General features: G+C 67.9%; 23 protein-coding genes and 2 riboswitches. Of the genes, 12 read left to right on the forward strand and 11 right to left on the reverse strand.

All coding sequences use genetic code 11. From position 1 onward, the window contains the following. Nucleotides 1-14: 14 nt before the first annotated feature. A riboswitch (glycine riboswitch) is annotated at nt 15-102 on the forward strand. After that, nucleotides 103-186, forward strand: a riboswitch (glycine riboswitch). An 86-nt stretch (nt 187-272) separates the two neighbouring features. From gcvT to QUV18_RS19480, 4 genes are all read left to right on the forward strand, one after another. Further along, nucleotides 273-1397, forward strand: a complete 1125-nt coding sequence (gcvT, locus tag QUV18_RS19465) for a glycine cleavage system aminomethyltransferase GcvT (RefSeq protein WP_300895757.1) — start codon at nt 273-275, stop codon at nt 1395-1397. Nucleotides 1398-1418: 21 nt separating this feature from the next. Continuing rightward, nucleotides 1419-1778 carry a glycine cleavage system protein GcvH gene (gene gcvH, locus QUV18_RS19470; RefSeq protein ID WP_300895758.1) on the forward strand — a complete coding sequence of 120 codons (360 nt, stop codon included), beginning with the start codon at nt 1419-1421 and terminating at the stop codon, nt 1776-1778. Between the two features lie 112 nt (nt 1779-1890). Continuing rightward, nucleotides 1891-4740: an aminomethyl-transferring glycine dehydrogenase gene (gcvP, locus tag QUV18_RS19475; protein ID WP_300895759.1), complete on the forward strand. Its 2850-nt coding sequence runs from the start codon at nt 1891-1893 to the stop codon at nt 4738-4740. An 83-nt stretch (nt 4741-4823) separates the two neighbouring features. Beyond that, nucleotides 4824-5774: a GlxA family transcriptional regulator gene (locus QUV18_RS19480; RefSeq protein ID WP_300895760.1), complete on the forward strand. Its 951-nt coding sequence runs from the start codon at nt 4824-4826 to the stop codon at nt 5772-5774. Between the two features lie 156 nt (nt 5775-5930). Here QUV18_RS19480 and QUV18_RS19485 read toward each other — a convergent pair whose 3' ends face one another. The 3 genes from QUV18_RS19485 to QUV18_RS19495 all read right to left on the reverse strand — a co-directional run bounded on the left by QUV18_RS19485 (nt 5931) and on the right by QUV18_RS19495 (nt 10073). After that, on the reverse strand, nt 5931-6797 hold the full coding sequence (locus QUV18_RS19485) for an inositol monophosphatase (RefSeq protein ID WP_300895761.1): 867 nt from the start codon (nt 6795-6797) through the stop codon (nt 5931-5933). A 70-nt stretch (nt 6798-6867) separates the two neighbouring features. Beyond that, entirely contained in the window at nt 6868-9390 is a 2523-nt protein-coding gene (locus tag QUV18_RS19490; RefSeq protein WP_300895762.1) for an FtsX-like permease family protein, read from the reverse strand. After that, complete coding sequence (locus tag QUV18_RS19495) at nt 9387-10073, reverse strand: ATP-binding cassette domain-containing protein (protein WP_300895763.1); 687 nt, start codon at nt 10071-10073, stop codon at nt 9387-9389. Before QUV18_RS19495 ends, QUV18_RS19490 begins: the two co-directional genes overlap by 4 nt. 16 nt (nt 10074-10089) lie before the next feature. Between QUV18_RS19495 and QUV18_RS19500 the strand changes: the two genes are divergently transcribed. Beyond that, complete coding sequence (locus tag QUV18_RS19500; RefSeq protein ID WP_300895764.1) at nt 10090-10749, forward strand: arylesterase; 660 nt, start codon at nt 10090-10092, stop codon at nt 10747-10749. 61 nt (nt 10750-10810) lie between these two features. Here the strand turns inward: QUV18_RS19500 and QUV18_RS19505 are convergent, their stop codons facing one another. From QUV18_RS19505 to QUV18_RS19520, 4 genes are all read right to left on the reverse strand, one after another. Further along, complete coding sequence (locus QUV18_RS19505; protein ID WP_300895765.1) at nt 10811-11017, reverse strand: cold-shock protein; 207 nt, start codon at nt 11015-11017, stop codon at nt 10811-10813. 237 nt (nt 11018-11254) lie between these two features. Continuing rightward, the gene (locus tag QUV18_RS19510; protein WP_300895766.1) at nt 11255-11833 is read right to left on the reverse strand and encodes a L,D-transpeptidase; all 579 of its coding nucleotides are present in this window, start codon (nt 11831-11833) and stop codon (nt 11255-11257) included. A gap of 120 nt (nt 11834-11953) precedes the next feature. Next, nucleotides 11954-12277, reverse strand: a complete 324-nt coding sequence (locus tag QUV18_RS19515) for a hypothetical protein (RefSeq protein WP_300895767.1) — start codon at nt 12275-12277, stop codon at nt 11954-11956. Nucleotides 12278-12401: 124 nt separating this feature from the next. Then, nucleotides 12402-13574, reverse strand: a complete 1173-nt coding sequence (locus tag QUV18_RS19520) for a geranylgeranyl reductase family protein (protein ID WP_300895768.1) — start codon at nt 13572-13574, stop codon at nt 12402-12404. A 400-nt stretch (nt 13575-13974) separates the two neighbouring features. Here QUV18_RS19520 and QUV18_RS19525 point away from each other — a divergent pair, with 400 nt between their 5' ends. Then, nucleotides 13975-14646, forward strand: coding sequence for a transposase (locus tag QUV18_RS19525; RefSeq protein WP_300895769.1), 672 nt, complete (start codon nt 13975-13977; stop codon nt 14644-14646). Nucleotides 14647-14965: 319 nt separating this feature from the next. Here the strand turns inward: QUV18_RS19525 and ettA are convergent, their stop codons facing one another. Next, nucleotides 14966-16618, reverse strand: coding sequence for an energy-dependent translational throttle protein EttA (gene ettA, locus QUV18_RS19530; RefSeq protein ID WP_300895770.1), 1653 nt, complete (start codon nt 16616-16618; stop codon nt 14966-14968). A gap of 221 nt (nt 16619-16839) precedes the next feature. On the opposite strand from ettA, the gene QUV18_RS19535 reads away from it, so the two are divergent. Beyond that, complete coding sequence (locus QUV18_RS19535) at nt 16840-17454, forward strand: nicotinate-nucleotide adenylyltransferase (RefSeq protein WP_300895771.1); 615 nt, start codon at nt 16840-16842, stop codon at nt 17452-17454. Nucleotides 17455-17513: 59 nt separating this feature from the next. After that, entirely contained in the window at nt 17514-19004 is a 1491-nt protein-coding gene (gene dacB, locus QUV18_RS19540; protein ID WP_300895772.1) for a D-alanyl-D-alanine carboxypeptidase/D-alanyl-D-alanine-endopeptidase, read from the forward strand. A 6-nt stretch (nt 19005-19010) separates the two neighbouring features. Here dacB and QUV18_RS19545 read toward each other — a convergent pair whose 3' ends face one another. Then, the gene (locus QUV18_RS19545; RefSeq protein ID WP_300895773.1) at nt 19011-19445 is read right to left on the reverse strand and encodes an Lrp/AsnC family transcriptional regulator; all 435 of its coding nucleotides are present in this window, start codon (nt 19443-19445) and stop codon (nt 19011-19013) included. A 109-nt stretch (nt 19446-19554) separates the two neighbouring features. Between QUV18_RS19545 and QUV18_RS19550 the strand changes: the two genes are divergently transcribed. The 3 genes from QUV18_RS19550 to QUV18_RS19560 all read left to right on the forward strand — a co-directional run bounded on the left by QUV18_RS19550 (nt 19555) and on the right by QUV18_RS19560 (nt 24097). Further along, complete coding sequence (locus tag QUV18_RS19550) at nt 19555-20685, forward strand: type III PLP-dependent enzyme (RefSeq protein WP_300895774.1); 1131 nt, start codon at nt 19555-19557, stop codon at nt 20683-20685. A 75-nt stretch (nt 20686-20760) separates the two neighbouring features. Next, nucleotides 20761-23058 carry a xanthine dehydrogenase family protein molybdopterin-binding subunit gene (locus QUV18_RS19555; protein WP_300895775.1) on the forward strand — a complete coding sequence of 766 codons (2298 nt, stop codon included), beginning with the start codon at nt 20761-20763 and terminating at the stop codon, nt 23056-23058. Continuing rightward, nucleotides 23036-24097 (forward strand): DUF2235 domain-containing protein, encoded by a 1062-nt coding sequence (locus QUV18_RS19560; protein WP_300895776.1) that lies wholly within the window; start codon nt 23036-23038, stop codon nt 24095-24097. Before QUV18_RS19555 ends, QUV18_RS19560 begins: the two co-directional genes overlap by 23 nt. A gap of 166 nt (nt 24098-24263) precedes the next feature. Here QUV18_RS19560 and QUV18_RS19565 read toward each other — a convergent pair whose 3' ends face one another. Beyond that, nucleotides 24264-24761: a PaaI family thioesterase gene (locus QUV18_RS19565; protein ID WP_300895777.1), complete on the reverse strand. Its 498-nt coding sequence runs from the start codon at nt 24759-24761 to the stop codon at nt 24264-24266. Nucleotides 24762-24918: 157 nt separating this feature from the next. After that, nucleotides 24919-25791, reverse strand: a complete 873-nt coding sequence (metF, locus tag QUV18_RS19570) for a methylenetetrahydrofolate reductase [NAD(P)H] (RefSeq protein ID WP_300895778.1) — start codon at nt 25789-25791, stop codon at nt 24919-24921. 101 nt (nt 25792-25892) lie between these two features. On the opposite strand from metF, the gene QUV18_RS19575 reads away from it, so the two are divergent. Further along, complete coding sequence (locus tag QUV18_RS19575) at nt 25893-26822, forward strand: LysR family transcriptional regulator (protein ID WP_300895779.1); 930 nt, start codon at nt 25893-25895, stop codon at nt 26820-26822. The last annotated feature ends 1 nt before the right edge of the window (nt 26823 follow it).

A 26823-nucleotide genomic window follows, 5' to 3' on the forward strand; every position in this document is an offset into this window, starting at 1 on the left:
TACTAGCGTACACCCAGATCGAAACGGGAGAACCGGCCACAGCCGGTGCCGAAGGAGCAACCGCCCCGGAAACTCTCAGGCCTCAGGGACCGTTTTGCATCTGAAGTGAACTCTGGAGAGATCCCGGCAGCATGACCGGGGCGCCGAAGGGATAGCGATCTCAGGCAGAAGGACAGAGGGGGCATCGGAAATGGCGCGCGCAGTGCGTGCCGAAACGGTGCCGGATGCGACCCATCACGCGACCCGGCCTTGAAGAGCGAGAAAGGTGCGGGATGAGCGATCTCGGCAGGACGCCGCTATACGATTTGCACGTGGAACTGGGCGCGAAGATGGTGCCCTTTGCCGGCTACGAGATGCCCGTGCAGTACAAGCTTGGCGTCATGAAGGAGCATCTGCATACGCGGGAAAAGGCGGGGCTGTTCGATGTCAGCCACATGGGGCAGGTGATCCTGCGGCACGAGGGCGGCTATGGCCCGGTGGCGCAGGCGATGGAGGGGCTGGTGCCGGTGAGCCTTCTGCCCCTGGGCGAGAAGCGGCAGCGCTACGGGTTCTTCACCAATGACGAGGGCGGCATCCTTGACGACCTGATGATGACCAACCGCGGCGATCACATGCTGGTGGTGGTCAACGCGGCCTGCAAGGAGGCCGATATCGCGCATATGAAGGCGGGCCTGCCGGGGGTCGAGGTGGCCGAGCAGCGGGACCGCGCGCTTCTGTCGCTGCAGGGCCCGGCGGCGGAAGAGGTGCTGGAGCCGGTGGCACCGGGCTGCGACATCATGAAGTTCATGGATACCGGCATTTTCACTTCGGATTTCGGGGAATTGTGGGTGTCGCGCTCGGGCTATACGGGCGAGGACGGCTACGAGATCTCGGTGCACGCGACCCATGCCGAGGCGCTGGCGCGGCAGCTGCTGGCGCATGAGGCGGTGGAGCCCATCGGGCTTGGCGCGCGGGACAGCCTGCGGCTGGAAGGCGGGCTTTGCCTTTACGGCCACGATATCGACGAAACGACCAGCCCGGTTGAGGGCAACCTTGCCTGGGCGATCCAAAAGGTGCGCCGCAGTGGCGGCGACCGGGCGGGCGGTTTTCCGGGCGCCGAGCGTATCCTGAACGAGCTGGACGAGGGCACGCCGCGGCTGCGCGTGGGCCTTGCCCCCGAGGGCCGCGCGCCGATGCGCGAGGGTGTGCAGCTTTTCGCCAACGAAGAGGGTGGCGAGGCCATTGGCCACGTGACATCCGGCGCGTTCGGCCCGACGGTGGGCGCGCCGGTGTCGATGGGCTACGTGCCCGCCGAGCTGTCGCGCCCCGGTGCCCGGCTTTTCGGCGAGGTGCGTGGCAAGCGCCTGCCGGTCCGGGTGGCCGAGCTGCCCTTTACGCCTGCCAATTTCAAACGCTGATCCAACACGAGGGAGACCCACATGAAATTCACCGAACAGCATGAATGGCTGAAGCCCGAAGGCGACGAGATTGTCGTCGGCATCACCGAACATGCCGCCAACGAGCTGGGCGATATCGTCTTCATCGAGCTGCCCGAGGAGGGCAAGACCGTCAGCAAGGATGACGAGATCGTGGTGATCGAAAGCGTCAAGGCCGCGTCGGACATCATGGCGCCGGTCGATGGCGAGATCACCGAAGTGAACGAGGCGATCGTCGACGAGCCGGGCAAGGTGAACGAAGACCCGATGGGCGACGGCTGGTTCTTCAAGATCAAGCCGTCGGACCCCAGCCAGATGGACGACCTGATGGACGAGGCCGCGTACCAGCAGTTCATCAGTTGAGGCGTGCCGCATAGGGGCGGCCGTTGCGCTGCCTCCGGCGGGAGTATTTGGCGAAAGATGAAAGCCGGGCGGCGCGGCCTGCGCCGGCCCGCAATTCCAGACGAGGTAAGAGATGCCCTTCAAACCCACCGACTACCTGCCCTACGATTTCGCCAACCGCCGCCATATCGGCCCCTCGCCGGAAGAGATGGAGGAGATGCTGAAGGTGGTGGGGGCCGACAGCCTCGATGCGCTGATCGACGAGACGGTACCGAAGGCGATCCGGCAGGAGACGCCGCTCGATTTCGGCAAGCCCAAGTCGGAGCGGGAATTGCTGCATTACATGCGTGGCGTGTCGTCGAAGAACAAGGTGCTCGTCAGCCTGATCGGGCAGGGCTATCACGGCACGGTGACGCCGCCGGCGATCCAGCGGAATATCCTCGAGAACCCGGCGTGGTACACCTCCTACACGCCCTACCAGCCCGAGATCAGCCAGGGGCGGCTCGAAGCGCTTTTGAACTTCCAGACCATGATCAGCGACCTGACGGGCCTGGAGATCGCCAATGCCTCGCTTCTGGACGAGGCAACGGCCTGTGCCGAGGCGATGACCATGGCGCAAAGGGTGTCGAAATCGAAGGCGAAGGCGTTCTTCGTGGACCGCGATTGCCACTCGCAGAACATCGCCGTGATCAAGACGCGGGCCGAGCCGCTGGGCATCGAGGTGATCGTCGGCAACCCCGACAAGCTGGAGGCCGACAAGGTGTTCGGGGCGATCTTCCAGTATCCCGGCACCTATGGCCACGTGCGCGATTTCAGCGACCAGATCGCGGCGCTGCATGAGCATCAGGGGATCGGGGTCGTTTCGGCCGACCCGCTGTCGCTGACCCTGCTGAAGGAGCCGGGCGCGATGGGGGCGGATATCGCCGTGGGCAGCACCCAGCGCTTCGGCGTGCCGATGGGTTATGGCGGGCCGCATGCCGCCTACATGGCCTGCCGCGAGCCGATGAAGCGGGCGATGCCGGGGCGGCTGGTGGGCGTGTCGGTGGACAGCCACGGCAACCGGGCATACCGGCTGGCGCTGCAGACCCGCGAGCAGCATATCCGGCGCGAGAAGGCCACCAGCAATGTCTGCACCGCGCAGGCGCTTCTGGCGGTGATGGCGTCGATGTACGCCGTCTTCCACGGGCCCAAGGGGCTGAAGGCCATCGCGCAGCGCATCCACCGCAAGACAGTGCGGCTGGCCCGCGGGTTGGAGCAGAACGGGTTCAAGGTGGACCCGAAGGCGTTCTTCGACACGATCACGGTCGATGTTGGCCCGCTTCAGGCGGCGGTGATGAAATCGGCGGTGGACGAGGGGATCAACCTGCGACGCGTGGGCGAGACCCGCGTCGGCATCACCATCGACGAGGCGACGCGGCCGGAGAGCGTGGAAGGCGTCTGGCGGGCCTTCGGGATCGAACGGAAGGATGACGATTTCGAGCCCGAGTACCGCGTCCCCGAGAAGATGCACCGCACGTCCGAATACCTGACCCACCCGATCTTCCACATGAACCGGGCCGAGACCGAGATGATGCGCTACATGCGGCGGCTGGCCGACCGCGACCTCGCGCTCGACCGGGCGATGATTCCGCTGGGCAGCTGCACGATGAAGCTCAACTCGGCCGCCGAGATGATGCCGATCAGCTGGCGCGAGTTCGCCGACCTGCACCCCTATTGCCCCGAGAACCAGGCGCTGGGCTACAAGGAGCTGATCGGCGACCTGAACGCCAAGCTGTGCGAGATCACCGGCTATGACGCCATTTCCATGCAGCCCAACTCGGGCGCGCAGGGGGAATATGCGGGGCTGCTGACCATTGCCGCCTATCACCGCGCGAATGGCGAGGGGCACCGCAATGTCTGCCTCATCCCGATGAGCGCGCATGGCACCAACCCCGCCAGCGCCCAGATGGTGGGCTGGAAGGTGGTGGTGGTGAAATCCGGCAAGAGCGGGGATATCGACCTCGAGGATTTCCGGGCCAAGGCCGAGGAGCATTCCGAGAACCTGGCCGGGTGCATGATCACCTATCCCAGCACCCATGGCGTCTTCGAAGAGAATGTGCGCGATGTCTGTCGGATCGTCCATGACCATGGCGGGCAGGTCTATATCGACGGGGCGAACCTCAATGCGATGGTGGGGCTGGCAAGGCCCGGCGACGTGGGTGGCGACGTGAGCCACCTGAACCTGCACAAGACCTTCTGCATTCCGCATGGCGGTGGCGGGCCCGGCATGGGGCCGATCGGGGTGAAGGCGCACCTAGCCGATCACCTGCCAGGTCATCCGGCGACGGGGGGCGAGGCCGGGCCGGTGTCCGCCGCGCCCTTTGGCTCGCCCTCGATCCTGCCGATCAGCTGGGCCTACATCCTGATGATGGGCGGGGCCGGGCTGACGCAGGCGACGCGGGTGGCGATCCTCAATGCCAACTACGTCGCCAAGCGGCTCGAAGGGGCCTATGACGTGCTCTACAAGGGCTCGCAGGGGCGGATCGCGCATGAATGCATCCTCGACACCCGCCCCTTTGCCGAGAGCGCCAAGGTGACGGTGGACGACATCGCCAAGCGGCTGATCGACAACGGATTCCACGCGCCCACGATGAGCTGGCCGGTGGCGGGCACGCTGATGGTGGAGCCCACGGAGAGCGAGACCAAGGCCGAGCTCGACCGGTTCTGCGAGGCGATGCTGGCCATCCGCGAGGAGATCCGGGATGTGGAAGACGGCAAGATCGACGGCAAGAACAACCCGTTGAAGAACGCGCCGCACACGATGGAGGACCTGGTGAAGGAATGGGAACGGCCCTATAGCCGCGAACAGGCCTGTTTCCCGCCGGGCGCCTTCCGGGTCGACAAGTACTGGCCGCCGGTCAACCGGGTCGACAACGCCTATGGCGACAGGCACCTCGTCTGTACCTGCCCGCCGATGGAGGACTATGCCGAGGCGGCGGAGTAGCCCGCCCTGCAACGGCGGGGCTTTACGGAGCCCCGCGCATCCTCTAATCGCCGTCCGGATGGACCCATGTCCGGGAGGCGGTGATGGCCAAGACGGAAAGCTTCGTCTTTTACCTGGTCGATGAATTTGCGCATCTGTCCTTTTCCTGCGCGGTCGAGCCGCTCAGGATCGCCAATCTCGTGTCCGGCAAACCGCTCTACGAGTGGAGCTTCGCCTCGGAGAACGGCGAGACGGCGCTTGGCAACAATGGCACGGTGGTGCGGGTGCATGGCGGGTTCGACCGGCCGGTGAAGGCGGACCGGCTGTTCCTGCTGGCGGGCTCGAACATGCGCAACCATTTGACGAAGCGGCTCCTGTCGGCGCTCCGGCGCGAGCGGTCGCATGGCACGCAAATCGGGGCGCTGTGCTCGGCGGCCTATATCCTGGCATATGCCGGGATGCTCGACGGGATGCGCGCGGCCATTCACTGGGCCTATCACGATCTCTTCGTCGAGGAGTTCCCGAACGTCCAACTCGTGCCCAATGTCTTCGTCGCCGACGAGAAGATCATCACCGCCTCGGGCGGGACGGCGACGGCGGACCTGATGCTGCACCTGATGGGGCAGGCGCACGGGGCGGACCTTGCCAACGAGGTGGCCGACCAGATGGTCTACAACACCGTGCGCGAGGCCAGCGCCACGCAGAAGGTCTCGGTCCAGGCCCGGCACGGGATGCGCAACCCGCACCTGACCCAGGCGGTTCAGATCATGTCGGAGTCGATCGAGGACCCGGTGCCGACGGCGGAGGTCGCCCGGCAGGTGGGCATCTCGACCCGACAGCTGGAGCGGCTTTTCGGCCAGTACCTGGAGCGGTCGCCGTCGAAATACTACCTCGAGATGCGGCTCCAGCGGGCGCGGAACCTGCTGTTGCAGAGCGAGAAATCGGTGACCGAGATCGCGGTGGCCACGGGGTTCCGATCGACCACGCATTTCGCGCGGGTCTACCGGGGGCTTTTCGGAGTGTCGCCGGGTGGACAGCGGGCGCGCCTGACCTGAGATGCCGGCGCCTGGTCTGACTGTCGGATGCCTCCGGCGGGGATATTTGGGGCCAGAAGAAGCCGGAAGACATGCTTCTTCTGGCCAAAAGTATCCCGGGGGGAGCGTTGAAATCTCCTGATTTCAACGTGGGGGGCTGGCCCCCCTGCTGCGCTCTCAGTCCAGCAGGAAGGAGAAAGTGTCGCGCAGGCGGGTCCAGCTTTGTTCGTCGGGGGCGGCGAGGATGTAGCTGTCCATCTTCCCGGCCACGAAGTCGGAGCCGTCGAGCATGCGGGCGACGCCGCCGGCCTTCTGCGTGATCAGCACGCCGGCGGCGTGGTCCCACGGCTTTGGCGGGCCAGAGAGGAGGAAATCCATGCCGCCTTGCGCCAAAGTCCGGTAATGATGGCAGGAACAGCGCAGGGCCGTGGTGAAGGCGAAGCGGGGCAGGGTTTCAGAGAGCGCGGCGCGCTTGTCCTCGGGCAGGTTGTAGATGGGCACGTAGCCCGACAGGTCGGCCAGTTCGGCGCCCTGCGAGACGCTGAGCGGGCGGTCGGCGCCGAGGCTGCGGGCGAGCACCGCGCCGTCGCTGCCCTCGTCGGCGGTGATCCAGTCATCCATAACCGGGTCATAGAGAAGCCCCCAGACCGGGCGGCCGAAGCGGGTGGCCGAGAGGATCACGCCGAAGAGCGACAGGCCGTGGGCGTAGTTCCATGTGCCGTCGACCGGGTCGATGATGAAGGCCAGTTCGGCCTCGGCCAGCTTGTCGGTGATCGAGGGGTCGTCGGCCGCCGCCTCCTCGCCCACGACGAGGGCGTGGGGGAACATCTGCTGGATGCCGCGTGCGAGCATGGCCTCGGCCGCGATGTCGGCAGCGGTGACGAGGTCGAACCGGTCGGCCTTGGCCGAGATGTCGGCATGGCCGAGGTTGCGGAAATGCGGCATGATCTCGGTTTTCGCGGCGCGGCGGACGAGGTTCACGAGGCTGGTCTGCTGGGCGCGGCTGAGCGGCGAGGTCAGCGGGATGGGCAGGCTGTCGGGCATGGGCGATTCCCCCTTTCGGGCTGGCTTGGGCCATGAAGTGCCACCCTTGGGCGGGAAGTTCAACTTGGCCTTAGTCCTGTGCGCGGAGAACCCTTGCCGGCTTGGCGGAGACCGGCCCGAGGGCGAAGGCGAGGCCGGCGAGCAGGCTGATGACCGCCCCGCCCGCCACGATCAGCACGGCCGGGCCCCAGGCGATCTCGAAGCCGGTGTCCATGATGTAGTGGCTGACCGCCCAGCCGCCGGCGATGCCCGCGAAGAGCGCCACCAGCCCGGCGGCCAAGCCGAGGAGGGCGGAGCGCAGGGTCAGCCCGGCAAGGATGCGGGCGCGGGTGGCGCCGAGGGTTTTCAGGATCGCCGCCTCGTAGCTGCGCGAGCGCTGGTCGGCGGCCGCCGCGCCGATGAGGACGAGGAAGCCGGTGAGCAATGTCGCCGCCGCGCCCCAGGCGGTGGCCGAGGCGAGGCCCGCCAGAAGGTCGCTGACCTGGTCGATGGCGTCGCGGACGCGGATGGCGGTGATGTTGGGGTAGCTGTCGGAGAGATCGCGGAAGATCGCCGCTTCGGCGGCCTCGTCGGCATAGACGGTGGCGATGAAGGTATGCGGCGCGGCTTCGAGCGCGGCCTGGTTCATGACCATGATGAAGCCCATCCCGGCGGTCGAGAAATCGACCTCGCGGAAGGAGGTGAGGGTCGCCGTGATGTCGCGGCCGAGGATGTTGACGGTGATCTCGTCGCCGAGCTTGAGCCCCATTTCGGCGGCTTCTTCGGCGGCAAAGCTGACCTGCGGCTCGCCCTCGTAGCCTTCGCCCCACCAGTCTCCGTCGACGATCGTGGTGCGGGAGGGGACGGCATCGGCATAGGTGATGCCGCGGTCGCCCTGGACGACCCAGTGCTCGCCCGCGACCTCGGACGCGGGCTGGCCGTTGATGCGGCTGAGGATGCCGCGCAGCATGGGCGCGTTGTCGATGCGGCTGACGCCGGGGTCGGTTTCGAGGCGGTCGAGGACGGGGCCGATCTGGTCCTTCTGGATGTCGACGAAGAAGAAGGAGGGGGCCTGGTCGGGCAGGTCGCGGGCGATGGCGCCGCGCAGGTTCTGGTCGATCTGGCCGACGGCGGCGAGGACGGAAAGGCCGAGGCCGAGCGACAGGACGACGGGGCCCGCGGTACTGCCCGGCCCGCCGATGGCGGCCAGCGCCCAGCCCAATGCCGGGCGGCCGCGGGCGGCGGGGCGCAGGGCGCGGGCGGCGGCCTGGATGCCGAGGCCGGCGATGGCGAGGATGAGGAGGGCGCCGAGGATGCCGCCGGCGGTCCAGAGGGTGAGTTCGAGGTTGCCGGAGAAGCCGGCGGCGGCGAAGAGAAGGAGGGCCAGAAGCGCCAGCGTGGCAAGGACGAATGGCCACGACGGCAGGTTGCGGGCCCGGGCGAGCGCGTCGCGGTAGAGGGCGGCGGCGCGCACGTCCTTGGCGCGGGCCAGCGGCCAGAGGGTGAAGATCAGCACCGTCAGGACGGAGTAGATCGCGGCCTCGATCATCGGGGCGGGGTAGGGGGCGAAGACCGCCGGGACGGGGAGTTGCGCCTCGATGAGGGGCGAGAGGAGCACGGGAACGCCCACGCCGAGGGCGAGGCCGAGGACCAGCCCGAGGGTGGCGAGCGCGCCCACCTGCAGGAAGTAGGTGAGGAAGATGGTGGACTGCCCCGCGCCCAAGGTGCGCAGGGTGGCGATGGTCTGGGTCTTGCCGGCGAGGTAGGCGCGCAGCGCGGCCGAGATGCCAACGCCGCCGACGGCGAGGCCCGAGAGGCCGACGAGCACGAGGAAGGCACCGAGGCGCTGGACGAACTCGGCGACGCCCGGCGCGCCGTTGCGGGCATCGCGCCAGCGCAGGCCGCTGTCTTCGAGCGTTGCCTTGGCGTCGGCCTCGACCAGCGGCAGGATGGCGCCCGGCGGCAGGTCGAGCCGGTACTTGGTGGAGTAGAGCGAGCCGGGTTCGAGCAGGCCGGAGCCTTCCAGCGCCTCGGTCGCGACGATGGTACGGGGGCCGAGGCCGAAGCCGGCGGTGGCGTTGTCGGGCTCCGACTCGAGCGAGGCCATCAGGCGGAAGTCGCGCGTGCCGAGGCGGACGGTATCGCCGGGGGCGATGCCGAGCCGGTCGATCAGCAGGGGGTGCATGACGAGGCCGGGGGTGTCGTTTTGGCCGGCCAAGGCCTCGGCAAGCGGCATGGGCGGGTCGAGCGTGACCTGGCCCACGAGCGGGTAGGCGTCGTCGACCGCCTTCACCTGGGTCAGGCCGCGGGGGCCGTCGGGAACGGCGGCCATGGAGCGGAAATCGGCGATCTCGGAGACGCGGGTGGCGGTTTTCTCCATCCACGCGCGTTCCGCCTCGTTGGCGAAGCGGTAGGTGAGTTCGATCTCGGCATCGCCGCCCAGAAGGCGGGCGCCTTCCTGCGAGAGGCCGGTGGCGATGCTTTCGCGCACGGTGCCCACGGCGGCGATGGCCGCCACGCCGAGGATCACGCAGGCGAGGAAGATGCGGAAGCCGCGCAGGCCGCCCCGCAATTCCCGCGCTGCCAGTTTCGCGGCCAGCCGCAGTGTTCTCATGCGGCGGCCTCGGTCCGGGAGAGGCGGCCGTCGGTCAGGGTGATGACCCGGTCGCAGCGATGGGCCAGTTCGGGGGCGTGGGTGACGAGGATGAGCGTGGCGTTGTGGCGTTCGCGCAGGCCGAAGAGCAGGTCGACGATGGCGGCGCCGTTGACCGAGTCGAGGTTGCCCGTGGGTTCATCCGCCAGCAGGATATCGGGGCGCGGGGCGGCGGCGCGGGCGAGCGCCACGCGCTGTTGTTCGCCGCCCGAAAGCTGCGAGGGGTAGTGGTTCATGCGGCTTACGAGGCCGACGGTCTTCAGCTCTTCCTCGGCGCGGGCAAAGGCATCCGCTGCGCCGGCTAGCTCCAGCGGGGTCGCCACGTTTTCGAGCGCCGTCATGGTCGGGATCAGGTGGAAGGACTGGAAGACCACGCCGAAATGATCGCGGCGGAGGCGGGCGAGCTGATCCTCGGTCATGCTGGTGAGGTCGTGGCCGAGCGCGGTGACGGTGCCGCCGGTGGCCTGTTCCAGCCCGCCCATCAGCATCAGCAGCGAGGATTTGCCGGAACCGGAGGGGCCGATGAGGCCCACGGTCTCTTGCCGGTGGACATCGAGGGAGATCGCATCAAGTATCCGGACGGGGCCCGCATTGCCCTTGAGTGAAAGCGAAGCGTCCTGAAGCGAAAGAACGGGTGAAGACATGAACTGGCGCCTGAAAATGAAAGGTTTTCTGTCATATGGGGTCACGCTGGCGCGGGGCAAGGCGCTGGCGGTCATTATGCTGGCCGCGACGCCCGCCTGGGCCGAGGAGGTCACGGTGCTGGCCTTCGGCGACAGCCTGACGCAGGGCTACGGGCTGGCCGAGGCGGACGGGTTCGTGCCTCAATTGCAGGGCTGGCTGGACGGGCAGGGGGCCGAGGCCACGCTGATCAATGGCGGGGTGTCGGGGGATACCACGGCGGGCGGTGCGTCGCGCGTGGAATGGAGCCTGACGCCCGAGGTGGACGCGATGATCGTGGCGCTGGGCGGGAATGATCTCTTGCGGGGGATCGACCCGGCGGTGTCGCGGGAGAACCTCGACCGGATACTGGCCGCGGCGGAAACGCAGGAGGTGCCGGTGCTGCTGGTGGGGATGGACGCGCCGGGGAATTACGGGGCGGAGTACAAGGCGGCCTTCGACGGGATGTACCCGGAGTTGGCCGAGGCGTATGGCACGCTTTACGTCGAGAGCTTCTTCGAGGGTCTGGGGACGACTGACCCGGCGGAGGCGCGGGGGTTGTTCCAGTCGGACGGCATCCACCCCAACGCCGAGGGCGTGGCCCGCATCGTCGAGGCGATGGGGCCGAAGGTGCTGGAGCTGATCGGGGAGGTCGACTGACCGCCACCCAACGAAAAAGGGCCCCGGCGAGGGGCCCTTCTCTATCTTGTCAACACGCGTCTCAGGCGAGGGCGAGGTTGGTCGCCGCTTCGCGGCCGTCACGGCCGGCTTCCACGTCGAAGGTCACCTTCTGGTTGTCGGCGAGGCCGGTCAGGCCGGCGCGCTCGACGGCCGAGATGTGGACGAAAACGTCCTTGCCGCCTGCGTCAGGCGCGATGAAGCCGAAGCCTTTGGTGGTGTTGAACCATTTCACAGTGCCAGTGGCCATGTGCTGTCTCCTGGTATGTTTCTGCCCGCGGAATTGCGGCAGACCGGCAAGTCATTGCTAGATCGAGTGACTGAGCCGTGGATAGGAGCAGGTGGTCGATAGAGATAACGTCGCGCGCCTGATATGGCCCTGTTCCGGCGCTAACACAAGAAAAATTTCTATGACAGCACGAAACTTACCCCGTTGACCGGGCCGGAAAGTGCCACCGATTCGGTTAATGAACCGTTAATGGCCGGGTTAAAGAACCGTGACCTTGGTGCCGATCGGGACACGCTCGTAGAGGTCTTCCACGTGGGCGTTCAGCATCCGGATGCAGCCGTTCGAGACCGACAGGCCGATGGTGCGCGGCGCGTTGGTGCCGTGGATGCGGAAATAGGTGTCGCGGCCGTTCTTGAAGAGGTAGAGCGCCCGCGCGCCGAGCGGGTTGCCCGGGCCGCCGGGCTGTCGATAGCTTTCGTCCGCGGCGAACTTGGAATAGGTTTTCGGCTCCCGCTCGATCATCTCGTCGGTGGGACGCCAGTCGGGCCATTTGCGCTTGGCCTGGATGGTGGCGGAGCCCTGGAATTCGAGCCCGGCGCGGCCGACGCCGACGCCGTAGCGCATCGCCTCGCCCGGGGCGGTGACGTAGTAGAGGAAGTGCGCCCGCGGCAGGATCAGAAGCTGCCCCGGCCCGTAAGGTGCCTTGATCTGCACCTTGGTGGGCTGGTAGCGCGGCTTGATCACCGAACTGGCCGACTGGGCGATGGCCGGGGCGGCCAGCGTGGAGACCCCCGTCATGGCGAGCCCGGTGGCGATGAAATGGCGTCTGTCGATCATGGCAGCCTCCTGCTTGGGCGACCTGACATAAGCGGCCCGGAGGTCATTTGCCACCATGTCGGGAAAAATGTCAAAACTCCGTAAACAAGGCGTGCCGGAGGTGTGGCCGCCATGCGTCGCTCAGAGCAGGATCTGCCCGATATCGGCCGGAGTGAGCCCCGGCACGCCGGCCACGGTGGCCACGCGCAGCCCGTTGATCAGCACGTCTGTACCCCGCCCGTCGCGGGTGGGGCGGGTTTCGATCACGGCCTCGGCGCCGGTGTCTTCCAGCGCGATGACGAGGATATCCTCGGCCGGGTCGAAATCGTCCACGGTCACCGGGTTTTGCGGCAGGGCGGTGACGCCGGGCAGATCGGCGAACGGATCGTCGGCCGGGCCGCCCGACGGCGATTCGCCGAAGATCGGGCCGCCGAATACCGTATCTTCGAATACCGTATCGCGCATCATACTATCCCTTGTGGCGGGGGCCGGCGGTAAGGCGGTTGGCAGGCCGCGGCAAGCCCCGTTGGCAGAACGGCATGCAGTATTCCCCGGAAAGGCTTGTCAAACCAAGGAAAAAATCACGGTGCTACCGGGAAACACTGCGTTTCCCCCGGACCATCCAGCGCCATGCCGCCCGGGGCAGGCGAAGGATCGTGCGGGCCAGGAGGGCCGGGTATTCGACCTCGCCGGAGAGCAGGTGCATGTAGTCGCGCTTGAGCGTGCGGGAGGCGCGGAAGGTGCTGGCGAAGAATGGCTTGAGCGTTGGCGAGAAGATCATCGGGCGCAGCAGGCGGGCCGAGCGCAGCGCGGTGCGGATCGGCCGGGTCATCGGGCGGTAGCGGGCCAGCGCGGTGTCGGGTTTGCCGGCGGCGATGGCTTGTGCGGCGGCGGTGGCGGCCAGCGCGCCGGAATGGATGGCGTGGCCGATCCCCTCGCCGGTGATCGGGTCGACGAAGCCCGCCGCATCGCCCGCCAGCAGGACGCAGCCCTTGCCGGGAACGCTCCTGTAGCCGCCGAAGGGCAGGAAATGTCCTTTGATCTTGGTGCCTTGGCCGGTGTGGAGCTGATCGAGGTAGCGGGAGAGGCGGGCCTTCATGTCGGGGTTCTTCAGGTGCAGACCGCCCAGCCCGATGGTGGTGCTGCCACGCTTGGGGAAGGACCAGCCATAGCCCCAGTCGGCGGCGGCGAAATCGATGCGGACGGGGGTGTCTGGCGTGGGGGCGCGGGCGGGCGCCTCGATCTCGAGGGCAAAGCCCACGCGGGCGGGGTCGAACGGCGCGCCGAAAAGGGCGCGGGCGACGATGCTCTGGACGCCGTCGGCGCCGATCAGGCAGCGGTAATCGAGGGTATCGCCGGAGTGCAGCGCGACGCGGCGCGCGGCGAGGTCGAGCGCCTCGACCCGCTGGCCGGAATAGTCGGCGGCGCCGGCGGCGAGCGCCTTCGAGACCAGGAGCTGGTCGAGATCCCAGCGCATGGTCAGGTGCGTGGGCGGCACCCCGTCGAGCCGGCCGAGCGGGCGGCCCTCCATGTAGAATTCGAAATTGCGCCGGGTTTCAAAGAGTTGCGGGTCGATATCAAGGTCGAAGACTTGTTTGAGATGGGTGGCGCAGCGGCCGGTGATAAGGCCGCCGCAGAGCTTGGGGCGCGGGAAACGTGCCTTGTCGACCAGCGCCACCGAGAGCCCGTGTTTCCGGGCCGTCATCGCGGCCGAGGCCCCTGCCGGGCCGGCGCCGAGGATGACGAGATCGAATTGTGGCATGGGCGGTCGGGCTCTTGCGGCGTCTGGAGGAGAGCATACTGCGCCCGTTGCGCCAGGGAAAGGCGCCATTTTACAGGCGCTTAGATCAGAGGGCGGCCCAGTCGCGGAAGCGGTAGGGCGTGGCGGGGCGGTAGCCTGGCAGGCGGCCTGGATGGCGGCGGGGCTGGCTCCATTTCGGTGTCCGGTTCTGGTGCATGGCGGGTCTCCTCGGCGGGGGAGTGTGCCGTGGAAATCCGCCGGAATTGGCGCGGTGGCGGGGTTTTCGGGGTCTGGAATGTGCCGGGAACCGACGTCGGTATCACGTCGGTATTTTGTCGGTATCGCGTCGGTGCGATGGGCGGCCGGGGCGGTTTCCGGCGGGCGTGAACGGTTTTTTAACCGGAATCGGTCAGGCTGGGGCATGTCGAATTACATACGTCCCCGCCGCGGCGGCGCGTCGGTGTTCTTTACCGTCTGTCTGGCCGAGTGTGGCAGCCGCCTGCTGACGGAAGAGATCCTGCGCTTGCGCGCCGCCGTTCGGCGGGTGAGGGAAGAGAGGCCGTTTCATATCGACGCGTGGGTGGTGTTGCCGGATCACCTTCACGCGGTGTGGACCCTGCCGCCGGGGGATTCGGATTTCTCCACGCGGTGGGGCGCGATCAAGGCGCGGTTCACGCGGAGTTTGAACGCGGCGGCGCGCGGGACGGAGGCTGGCGGAACGGAGGCTGGCGCGGATGCCGGGCCAGAGAGAGGGCCGGAGGCAGGGCCAGGTGCTGGGCCGGATGCCGGTCCGCTGCGATTGCCGGCGGAGTTACCGGTGGTCCGGTCGGGGCGGTATGCCGGGCTGAAGCCCGGCCTGCGGGCAGACAAGCGCGAAGGCGCGCTCTGGCAGCGGCGGTTCTGGGAACACCACGTGCGCGACCTCGACGAGTATGCGCGGCTGGTGCGGTATTGCTGGGGCAACCCGGTGAAGCACGGGCTGGTGGAGCGGGCGGTGGACTGGCCGTACTCGTCGATCCACCGGGATGTGCGGCTGGGGATGGTCGAGCCGGAATGGACCGGGGCGCAGGTACCGGGCGCGCGGCGCGCATAGGGCCGGGCAGAACCGGGTTGGCGGGCGCTTGGGCGCGCCGGAGGCGTAGCACGGGCGCTGGCGCGGCGCAGAGCGCAGGCGTGGTACGAGGTGCGGGCGTTGTGTGAGGCGCAGGCGCGAGGCGGCGCGTAGGTGCGGCGCGTGGCGCAATTGTGGTGCGAGGCGTAGCCCACGGCGCAAAAGGCACTACGCGCGACAAGCCGAACCGGATGCGGTGGCCGTAGGCCGGGCTTTAGCCCGGCTACCGCCCGCAAAAAATCCGCGGCGTGCCGGGCGAAAGCCCGGCCTACATGCGGACTCGCTGCCGACCTTCAGGCCCCTACCGCGCGAACTTCTTGTGCTTGATCCGCTTGGGCTCCAGCGCGTCCGGGCCCAGCCGGCGCTTCTTGTCTTCCTCGTAATCCTCGAAGTTGCCCTCGAACCATTCCACGTGCGCCTCGCCTTCGAAGGCGAGGATATGGGTGCAGATCCGGTCGAGGAAGAAGCGGTCGTGCGAGATGACCACGGCGCAGCCGGCGAAATCCACCAGCGCGTCTTCCAGCGCGCGCAGGGTTTCGACGTCGAGGTCGTTGGTGGGCTCGTCGAGCAGCAGCACGTTGCCGCCGGATTTAAGCAGGCGCGCCATGTGCACCCGGTTGCGCTCGCCCCCCGACAGGAGCGAGACCTTCTTCTGCTGGTCGCCGCCCTTGAAGTTGAAGGCCGAGCAATAGGCGCGGGAGTTCATCTGCGCGTCGCCCAGCTCGATCACCTCGGCGCCGCCGGTGATCGCCTCCCACACCGTGTCGCCATCCTTGAGATCGTCGCGCGACTGGTCGACATAGGACATCTCGACCGTGTCGCCATACTCGATGGTGCCGGCGTCGGGCTGCTCCTGCCCGGTGAGCATCTTGAACAGCGTCGACTTGCCGGCGCCGTTGGGGCCGATCACGCCGACGATGCCGCCGGGGGGCAGCGAGAAGGAGAGGTTCTCGATCAGGAGCTTGTCGCCCATGTGCTTCTTCAGCCCCTCGATCTCGATCACCTTCGCGCCGAGGCGCGGGCCGTTGGGGATGACGATCTGGGCCTTGCCGACCTTCTCGCGCTCGGACTGGCTGGCGAGCTCGTTATAGGCGTTGATTCGGGCCTTCTGCTTGGCCTGCCGGGCCTTCTGGCCCTGGCGCATCCATTCCAGCTCGCGCTCGAGCGTCTTCTGGCGCGACTTGTCCTCGCGCGCCTCCTGCGCCAGTCGCTTGGCCTTCTGCTCGAGCCAGGCTGAGTAGTTGCCCTCATAGGGGATGCCGCGTCCGCGGTCGAGCTCGAGGATCCAGCCGGTGATGTCGTCGAGGAAATACCGGTCGTGGGTGACGATCAGGATGGTGCCCTTGTAGTCGATCAGGTGCTGCTGGAGCCAGGCGATCGTCTCGGCGTCGAGGTGGTTGGTGGGCTCGTCGAGGAGCAGCATGTCGGGCGCCTCGAGCAGCAGCTTACAGAGCGCGACGCGGCGCCGCTCGCCGCCCGAGAGAGAGCTGACGCTGGCCTCGTCGGGCGGGCAGCGCAGCGCCTCCATCGACACGTCGATCTGGGCGTCGAGATCCCAGAGGTTGGCGCTGTCGATCTCGTCCTGCAGCGCCGCCATCTCGTCGGCGGTGTCGTCGGAATAGTTCATCGCCAGCTCGTTGAACCGTTCGAGCTTGGCGCGCTGGGGGGCCACCGCCTGCATGACGTTCTCGCGCACGGTGAGGGTCTCGTCGAGCTGCGGCTCCTGCGGGAGGTAGCCCACGCGGATGCCGTCCGCCGCCCAGGCCTCGCCCTGGAACTCGGTGTCGAGCCCGGCCATGATCTTCATCAGCGTCGATTTCCCGGCGCCGTTGGGGCCGACCACGCCGATCTTCACGCCGGGCAGAAAGCTGAGATGTATGTTCTCGAAGCATTTCTTGCCGCCGGGATAGGCCTTGGACACGCCTTGCATATGGTAGACGAATTTCTGCGCCATTGGGGCTCTCTTCCTGAAACTCTGAGGTTGGCGCCCATGTAACCGGGCCGCGCGGCGAATTCAAATGCTCTTGCGGCCCATTCGCGGGCCGTGCGCGCGCCCCGGCTTCTTCTGGCCCTAAATATCCCCGCCGGAGGCTCCCCCGGCCGGCCCCGGGCGCAGGCGGGGCGACGGCACGAAACCGCTGGACACCCGGGTGCCGCTGCGGTCAGAAAGGCGCGATGCGATATGCGCTGCCACATACACGCGCCGGACAGGCGATCGGCCTTCTGGGCGGGTCCTTCGACCCGCCGCATGCGGGCCATGTGCATATCAGCCGCGAGGCGCTGCGCCGGTTCGGGCTGGACCAGGTCTGGTGGCTGGTGAGCCCCGGCAACCCGCTGAAGGAGCGCGGCCCCGCGCCGCTGGAGGAACGGATGGCCGCCTGCCGGGCGATTCTCGACCATCCGCGGATGCATGTTTCGGATTTCGAGGCGCAGGCGGGCACGCGCTTCACCGCCGAGACGCTGTGCGTCTTGCAGGCGGCGCGGCCCGAGCTGCGCTACGTCTGGCTGATGGGGGCCGACAACCTGGCCCAGCTCGACCAGTGGCAGGACTGGGAGGATATCGTCGGCCGGGTGCCGCTGGGGGTGCTGGCGCGGCCCGGTCAGCGGATATCCGCGCGGGTGTCGAAGGCGGCGCGGGTCTATCGGTTCGCGCGTCTGAAAGGGGCGCAGAGCCGGTGTCTTGCCCGTGCGGACGCGCCGGCGTGGTGCTTCGTGAACGTGCCGATGCGCGGGATTTCGTCGACCGAGCTTCGCAAGGCCGGGGATTGGCGCCGCAGTGGCAACAATTGACGGTAACGTGAGCGTGGTAGCGGATTGTACGCGCGGCAGAGTTTGGCATAATTGACCATATGTTAAAACGTGTTTCGAGACGGTTCTTTCTGGGTGGGGCCCTTGGCGGGCTCGCCGGCCTGAGTTGGGCCGAGGCGCCCGAGGTTTCCCTGCGCCCGAGGGCACGGCCGGCGCCGGCCGCGCCCAAGAGGCTGGCCACGCCCGAGGAGCTGATCGCCGAATCGCGGCTGACCGGGGTGGTGAGTTTCTCGGTGGTCGACGTGAAGACGGGCGCGGTGCTGGAGGCGCATGACGGCTTCACCGGGCAGCCGCCGGCGAGCGTGACCAAGGCGGTGACCGCGCTTTATGCGCTCGACGTGCTGGGGCCGGACTATCGCTTCGAGACGCGGCTCCTGGCCGGGGGCGGGGTGAAGGACGGCGTGGTGCAGGGCGACCTGGTGCTGGCCGGCGGGGGCGACCCGATGCTCGACACCGACCAGCTGGCCGGCATGGCCGCGAAGCTGAAGGCCGCCGGGGTGCGCGAGGTGAAGGGCAAGTTCCGGGTCTGGGGCGGCGCGCTGCCCTTCGAGCGGGTGATCGACCCGAGCCAGCCCGAGGAGGTCGGCTACAACCCGTCGGTGTCGGGGCTGAACCTGAACCACAACCGGGTGCATTTCGAGTGGAAGCGCGCGGGCGGGGATTACACCGTGACGATGGATGCACGTTCGGGCAAGTACCGCCCCGACGTGCGCGTCGCGCGGATGCAGGTCGCCGCGCGCAGTGCGCCGGTCTATACCTATGCCGACATGGGCGATCACGATGCCTGGACGGTGGCCAAGGGCGCGCTGGGCGGTGGCGGGGCGAGGTGGCTTCCGGTGCGCAAGCCCGAGGCCTATGCCGCCGAGGTGTTCGCCACCTTCGCGCGCTCGCACGGCATCAAGCTCGAGGCGGCCCCCCCGCCCGGGGCCGCGCCGAAGGGCGACGTTCTGGTCACGCACCGGAGCGAGCCGCTGGACGAGGTGCTGCGGGGGATGTTGAAATATTCCAACAACCTGACCGCCGAGCTGTGCGGGATGACCGCCAGCGCCAAGCGACTGGGCCGGCCGGTGGCGATGAAGGAGTCGGCCGAGGAAATGAGCCGCTGGGCGCAGACCTACCTGACGATGCCGGGCGCCAAGCTGGTCGATCATTCGGGGCTGGGCGAGACCTCGCGCCTGCGGGCTGCCGCGCTGGCGCAGGCGCTTGCGAAGGTCCACAAGGACGGGCTGCTGAAGCCAATTCTCAAGGAATTCCCGCTGCACGCGGCCAACGGGCAGGTCAACGCCGCCCATCCGGTCAAGGTGGTGGCGAAGACCGGCACGCTGTATTTCGTCAGTTCGCTGGCGGGGTACGTGACCGCGCCGGACGGGCGGGAGCTGGCCTTCGCGATCTTCACCGCCGATCCCGAGCTGCGGGCCGGGTTCGACAAGGGCTCGGAATCGCGGCCCGAGGGGGCGGCGACGTGGAACGCCCGGTCGAAGAACCTGCAGCAGACGCTGCTGGAGCGCTGGGGCCGGGTTTACGGCAGCTGAGGCTGCCTAGCTGCGCCGGTCGATCCGTGTCGACAGGTGGATCAGGCTTTCTGAACTTCTGACCCCCTTCGCCTCGCCGATGCGGTCGAGCGTGTCGTCGAGCTCCTCGGTGGTGGCGGCCTCGAGCCCGACGATCAGGTCGACGCGGCCGGACGTGGTGTGGACGGTGCGCACCCCCGGCAGCGACTCGAGCCGGGCGAGGACGGTGGGCGCGCTGCGCGGCTCGATGCTGACCAGGGCCGTGGCGCGGATCGGGGCGCGGAGGGCGTCTGTCACCCGCACGGTGTAGCCGGCGATGGTGCCCGTCTCCTCGAGCCGGTCGAGGCGGGCCTGCACGGTGGTGCGGGCCAGGCCCAGGCGGCGGGCGAGCCCCGCCACGGGCATGCGGGCGTTTTCGCGGAGCAGGGCGAGGAGGGCGTGGTCGAGCTTGTCGATTTGCATGGTGATTTCGGCGATATGTCGGCAATTTTCGACATTTTATACGATCCGCCTGATGAAATCGACGAGAATTGCGCGCAGACTGGAAAGAAACGGGACGCGAGGCAGTGACATGAGAGAAACCCCGACCTGGGCCGACCCGGCCAGCCATATCGCGCGGCACGGGCCGGACATGGCGCAGTTCTATTTTTCCCCATCGGTGTTGCAGGCGACGGCGAGGCGGTTTCGCGACGGTTTTCCGGGGCTCGTGACCTACGCGGTCAAGGCCAATGCGGGGGAGGAGGTTCTGGCGAACCTCGCGGCGTGCGGCATGCGCGCCTTCGACGTGGCGAGCCCGCGGGAGATGTACGCGGTGCGCGCCGTCTGCCCCGACGCGGTGCTGCATTACAACAACCCGGTGCGGTCGGTGGAGGAGGTCGGCATGGCCCGCGCGATGGGCGTGGCGTCCTGCTCGGTCGATTGTTTCGGGGAGCTGGCGAAGCTGGACCCGCTGCCAAGGGAGACGGAGGTGGCGGTACGGCTGGCATTGCCGGTGAGCGGGGCGGCCTATGATTTCGGCGAGAAGTTCGGGGCGGGGCCGGAGAAGGCGGCGGCGCTGTTGCGAGAGGTGGCGGCGATGGGGTTCGTGCCGGCGATGACCTTTCATCCGGGCACCCAATGCGCCGACCCTGCGGCGTGGGGCGCCTATATCGCGGCGGCGGCGGAAGTGGCACGGGCCGCCGGCGTGCGGATCGCGCGGCTGAACGTGGGCGGCGGGTTCGCCTCGCACCGCAGCGGGGTGGCGCCGGATCTGGAGGCGATTTTCGGGCATATCGGGGAGGTGACCCGCAGCGCGTTCGGAGAGGACGCGCCGGGGCTGGTGTGCGAGCCGGGCCGGGCGATGGTGGCCGAGGCGTTCACGCTGGCGACCCGGGTGAAGGCGTTGCGCGGCTGCGGGGCGGTGTTCCTCAATGACGGGTTGTACGGCGGGCTGTTCGAGGCGCGCGACATCGGCATGGGCGACCGCATCCGGGTGATCGGCCCGGATGGCACGCCGCGCGGCGGCAAGGCGGTCGAACGGGTGGTGTTCGGGCCGACCTGCGACAGTCTCGACCGGTTGCCGGCGCCGGTGGCGTTGCCCGGCGAGATGGCGGAGGGCGATTACGTGCTGTTCGACGGCATGGGTGCCTATTCGAGCGCCATCGCCACGCGGTTCAACGGCTACGGCCCCGGCGAGGCGGTCACGGTGGCGGCATTGGCCTGATCGGGTCTGGACACTCGGCGCCCAAGGGCTAGGGTCGGGCACATTCCGACACAGGCCAGAGGACCCCGCTGACCCATGCAGAAATTCGGCAAGAGCCAACCGGCCTCCCGCCTCGAAGATGCGCGTTTCCTGACCGGCCATGGCCGGTATCTCGACGATACCCCGCCGGAAGAGGCGCTGCGCGTCTATTTCCTGCGCTCGCCCATGGCGCATGCGACGATTGCGTCGATCGACCTTGAAGCCGCGAAGGAGGCGCCGGGCGTGCACCTCGTGCTGGATGGCGAGGGGCTGCGCGACGCGGGCGTGACCGAGGGGCTGGCCGCCGTGACGGTGGAGAACCGCGACGGCAGCAAGGGCGCCGCCCCGCGCCGGCCGCTTCTGGCCGAGGGGCGGGTGCGGTTCGTGGGCGAGGCGGTGGCGATGGTCGTGGCCGACAGCCTGCAGGAGGCGCGGGATGCCGCCGAGCTGATCGAGGTCGATTACGAGGATTTGCCGGTGCACATGGCGCTGGCCCCCGGCGGCGAGCTGCTGCACGAGGACGTGCCGGAGAACCGGGCGTTCGACTGGGCGCTGGGCGATGAAGAGGGCACGGAGAAGGCCATTGCCGAGGCCGCGCACGTGGTGCGGCTGTCGGTGGGCGACAACCGCATCATCTCGAACCCGATGGAGCCGCGCGGGGCGTGGGCCGCCATGGAGGACGGGCGCCTGCACCTGTCATTCGGTGGGCAGGGCGTGTGGAACACCAAGCGAAACGGGGCGAAGATCTATGGGATCGAGCCCGAGGAGATTCGCGTGACCATCCCGGATGTGGGCGGTGGGTTCGGCACCAAGGCGCCGGATTATCCCGAGACCTATCTCGTGGGGCAGGCGGCAAGGATGCTGGAGCGCCCGGTGCGCTGGTATGCCGACCGGTCGGAAACGATGCTGGCCGACAATGCGGGGCGCGACCTGGAGCATGACCTGACGCTGGCGTTCGACGAGGATCTGAGGATCACCGCCTACCGGGTCGAGACGCGCTGCAACATGGGGGCGTATAACAGCGGGCTGAACCAGCCGATCCAGACGGTGCTGTTTTCCAAGGTGTTGACCGGGGTCTACGACATCCAGACCGCGTACCAGCATGTCGAGGGGTTCTATACCAACACCACGCAGGTCGATGCCTATCGCGGGGCCGGGCGGCCCGAGGCGATCTATGCGCTGGAGCGGGCGATGGACCGGGCGGCGCGGGAGCTTGGCGTGGATACGTGGGAGCTTCACCGGCGGAACTTCATCAGGCCGGAGCAGTTTCCTTATACTTCCTTTACCGGCGAGACCTATGATGTGGGCGAGTTCGCGCGGCTGCTCGACCGGGTCGAGGCGCAGGCGGATCGCGACGGGTTCGCGGCGCGGAAGGCGGAGAGTGAAGGCAAGGGCAAGCTGCGCGGCATGGGGCTGTGCTATTATATCGAGGCGATCCTCGGCAATCCGACCGAGACCGCGAAGGTGGAGTTTCACGAGGATGGCACGGTGTCGATCTACGTAGGCACGCAGTCGAACGGGCAGGGGCACGAGACGGCCTATGCCCGGTTCCTGTCGGACCAGACGGGGATTCCGGTGGAGCAGATCCGCGTGGTGCAGGGCGACAGCGACCGGATCGAGAAGGGCGGCGGCACGGGCGGCTCGCGCTCGGTGACGACGCAGAACAACGCGACGCTGGCGACGGTGGGAAAGATGGTGGAGGCGTTCACGCCCTACCTGGCCGAGAAGATGGGCGTGGCGGCGGAGGATGTGAGTTTCGACGACGAGACCTTCCGCGCGCCGGGCTCGAACGTGACGCCGACCTTCGTGGAAGCTGCCGAGATGGCGCGGGCGGACGGGCGGACAGACCTGCTGGTGCACGAGGAGACGGCGACGCTTCCGGGCCGGTCCTATCCCAACGGCGCGCACGTGGCCGAGGTGGAGGTGGACCCCGAGACGGGGCACGTGACGCTGGAGCGCTACACGGTGGTCGACGATTTCGGCAACCTGATCAACCCGATGCTGGCCGAAGGTCAGGTACATGGCGGCAGCGTGCAGGGCATCGGCCAGGCGCTGTGGGAGCATGTGGGCTATGACGAGGATGGCCAGCTTCTGACCGGGAGTTTCATGGACTATGCCATGCCACGGGCCGATGATGTGCCGATGATCGGCTTTACCTCGGAACCGGTGCCCTCGACGGCGAACGTAATGGGCATGAAGGGCTGTGGCGAGGCCGGCACGGTGGGGGCGATGGCGGCGACGGCGAATGCCGTGGCCGACGCGCTGTGGCAACGGGGGGTGCGGCAGGCCGACATGCCGTTCACGCCGTCGCGCGTATGGGACATGCTGAACGATGCAATGGCGCCGGTGGGTTGAGAGGCTATATGGCCTGTTCCGCCCGGGCCTGCGCCACGGGCAGAGCCGGTACGAGGGCACGCGGGGGCAGGTCACCCATGTGATCATCCTCGACGGGACCATGTCGACGCTGGACAAGGGGCACGAAAGCAACGCGGGGCTGGCCTATCGCCTGCTGAGCGAGTTGCGCGGGGCGCGTCTGTCGCTCTATTACGAGGCCGGCGTGCAGTGGCAGGACTGGAGCACCACGGGCGACGTGATCCTGGGCCGGGGGATCAACCGGCAGATCCGGCGGGCCTATGGCTATCTTGCCAGCCGCTATCGCGCCGGCGACCGGATCATCCTGATGGGCTATTCGCGGGGGGCCTATGCCGTGCGGTCGCTGGCGGGGATCATCGACCAGGTGGGTCTTCTGAAGGCGCAGGACGCGACCGAGCGGAACATCATGACCGCCTATCGCCATTACCAGGCGGGGGGCGAGACCGCGGCCGAGCGGGCCTTTGTCGAGGCCTATTGCCACGAGGCGGTGGAGATCGAGATGATCGGGGTCTGGGACACGGTGAAGGCGCTGGGCCTGCGGTTGCCGGTGATCTGGCGCTGGTCGGAGCCGGCGCACGCGTTCCACAACCACCGGCTGGGGCCCGCGATCCGGCGCGGGTATCACGCGCTGGCGCTGGACGAGACGCGCGAGGTCTATTCGCCGGTCCTGTGGGAGACGCCGGAGGGGTTTGACGGCAAGGTCGAACAGGTCTGGTTCCGCGGCAATCACGGCGACGTCGGCGGCCAGCTTGGCGGGGTCGAGGCGGCAAGGCCGCTGGCCAACGTGCCGTTCCGCTGGATGATGGGCAAGCTGGAGGAATGCGGCGTGGCCCTGCCCGAAGGGTGGGAGGCGCGGTTCCCGGCCGATCCGGATGCGCCGTCCTGCGGGTCGTGGGGCGGCTGGGGCAAGATCTTCCTGCTGCGCCGCGCCCGGGTGGTGGGGAAGGACCCCTCGGAGCGCCTGCACGAAAGCGTGCGGGGGCGGGAGGACCTGATGGCGCACGTGGCGGCGGCTCAGTGACTTCGGGCGCTGGCGCGGGTGGCTATCGGCGGATTTCGAGTATTTGGGCCAAGAAGAAGCGGGGCCTGCGCTGCTTCTTCTGGCAGGAAGTATCCCGGGGGAACGTTGAAGTTCGGTACGAATTTCAACGTGGGGGGCAGCGCCCCCTCGACGGGTGCGGGTGGTGTCAGCCGTCTGCGCTCATGATCAGGCAGGTGGTGGAGGCGGTGGCGTAGAGCTTGCCGTCTTCGGCGCCGCGGATTTCCCCGGTGGAGACGCCGGTGCGGCGGCCGGCATGGCTGACCTGTCCGATGCCGTCGACCCGGGTGCCCAGCGGAATGGCGCGGGTGATGTTCACCTTGTATTCGAGCGTCGTGTAATGCTGGCCCTTCTGCAGCATGGTCATCAGCGCGCAGGCCATGCAGCTGTCGAGAAGGGTGCCGTACCAGCCGCCATGGACGCCGCGCATCGGGTTGGTGACATGAAATTCGGGCGTCCCCGAAAAGACCACGCGGCCCTTTTCGACGCTGGTGAGCTCAAAACCCATGGTGGCGCCGATCGGGGGGCCGGAGAGCTTGCCGGAGAGGATATCCTGCATGAACTCGAGCCCGCTACGCGACAGGAGGTCGGTCATGTCCGGCAGGTCTTCGAGGGTTTCGGCGACGTGGGGTTCGGTATCGGACATGCGGGGCCTCATTCGTTTGCGGCCAAGCGTATGTGGCCCCCGCCACGCGGGGCAAGTCTGACGCTACGGCATGAAAAAGGCCCGGCCTGCTTGGGATGCTGAGGCCGGGCCGGAGGGACGGGGGCGGAGATCCCCGACCAGAGAGTCGTGAGTGGTATCAGGCGACGTCGCGCAGTTCGACCTGCGAGCGGACGCCAAGCGCGTGGCAGACGTCGCGGGTGAGGTCGGGACGGTTGAGCGTGTAGAAATGCAGGTGCTCGACGCCGCCGTCGATCAGCTTGCTGCAGAGCTCGGTCGCCACGGCAACGGCCAGCAGGTCGGCGCGGCCGTCGTCATGGGCCTCGGCCTTCTCGAAGGCGTCGGCCAGCCATTTCGGGATCGAGGTGCCGCAGGATTCGGCGAAGCGGCGGGCGCCCTTCCAGTTCTCGATGGGCAGGATGCCGGGCAGGATGGGCGCGGTGATGCCGGCCTTGTCGCAGGCGTCGCGGAAGCGGAAGAAGGTGTCGGCCTCGAAGAAGAACTGGGTGATCGCCTCGTCCGCGCCCGCGTCGAACTTGCGCTTGAGGTAGTCTACATCGGCCCCCGGGTCGGCGGCCTCGGGGTGTTTCTCGGGGTAGGCGCCGACGCGGATCTTGAACTTGCCGGTTTCGGCCAGGGCCGAGATCAGCTCGCAGCTGTCGGAAAAGCCGTCAGGATGCGGGGTGAAGCCGCCCGAGCCCTTGGGCGGGTCGCCGCGCAGGGCCACGATCTCGTTCACGCCCGCCTCGGCGAAGGTGTCGGCGATGGCCAGCGTTTCCTCGCGGCTGGCGTCGACGCAGGTCAGGTGCGCGGCCACGTTGAGGCCGGAGGTCTTGTGCAGGGTCGCCACCGCGTCACGGGTCAGCTCGCGCGTGGTGCCGCCGGCGCCGTAGGTGACCGACACGAAGGACGGGTCGAGCGGGGCGAGCGCCTGCACGGTGTCCCAGAGGCGGAAGGAGGCCTCGAGCGACTTGGGCGGGAAGAACTCGAAAGAGACGGACGGGGCGGTCATGGGGGCGGATTCCTTTGCAAAGCCTGCTTGCCCTTATGTCGCATTTGCGCGAACGTGAGACAACTTCATAAACTTCATGATCTAGATGAGGCTGGCTAATAATGCATATCGACTTCCGGCATCTGCGGACGATCCGCGCGATCCACCAGTCGGGCGGGCTGGCCAAGGCGGCGGAGCTTCTGCACATCACCCAGTCGGCGCTCAGCCACCAGATCAAGGGGTTGGAGGACCAGGCCGGGGTCGAGCTCTTTGTCAGGCGGTCCAGGCCCTTGCGCCTTTCGGCGGCGGGGCTGCGGCTGTTGCGGGTGGCCGAGAAGGTGCTGCCCGAGATCGAGGCGCTGGAGGCGGAGTTCGAGGGGCTGCGGCAGGGCAGCGCCGGGCGGTTGCATATCGCCATCGAGTGCCATGCCTGTTTCGAATGGCTGTTCCCGGTGCTGGAGCAGTTCCGCAAATCCTGGGGGGACGTGGACGTGGATATCCGGCCCGGGCTGGCCTTCGACGCGCTGCCCGCGCTGCAGAAGGAGGAGGTCGATCTTGTCGTGTCGTCGGACCCGGAGGACATGGAGGGCATCACCTTCCGGCCGCTTTTCGATTACGAGCCGGTATTCGTGGCCTCGTCGCAGCATCCGCTGGCGGAGAAGGATTTCATCGAGGCGGAGGACCTGCGGGGCGAGACGCTGATCACCTACCCGGTGGAGCGGACGCGGCTGGACGTGTTCACCGAGTTGCTGACGCCCGCCCGGGTGGAGCCGCGGGCGGTGCGGCAGGTGGAGCTGACGGCGGTGATACTGCTGCTGGTGGCGTCGAACCGTGGGGTGGCGGTGCTGCCGGACTGGGTACTGCGGGAGCAGCGGGCCAGTTCGGATTACATCACCCGGCGGCTGACGGAAAAGGGCGTGACCAAGCGGCTTTACGCGGCGATCCGGGAGGATGACGGCGACAAGCCGTTCATGGCGCACCTGTTGCGGCTGGCGCGGGAGATCCCGGTCAGGATGCAGCGGCGGGCGAAGGAAGTGACCGCGGTGGAGTAGG

This window comes from Roseovarius sp., from assembly GCF_030373445.1.
Classification (GTDB): Bacteria; Pseudomonadota; Alphaproteobacteria; order Rhodobacterales; family Rhodobacteraceae; genus Roseovarius.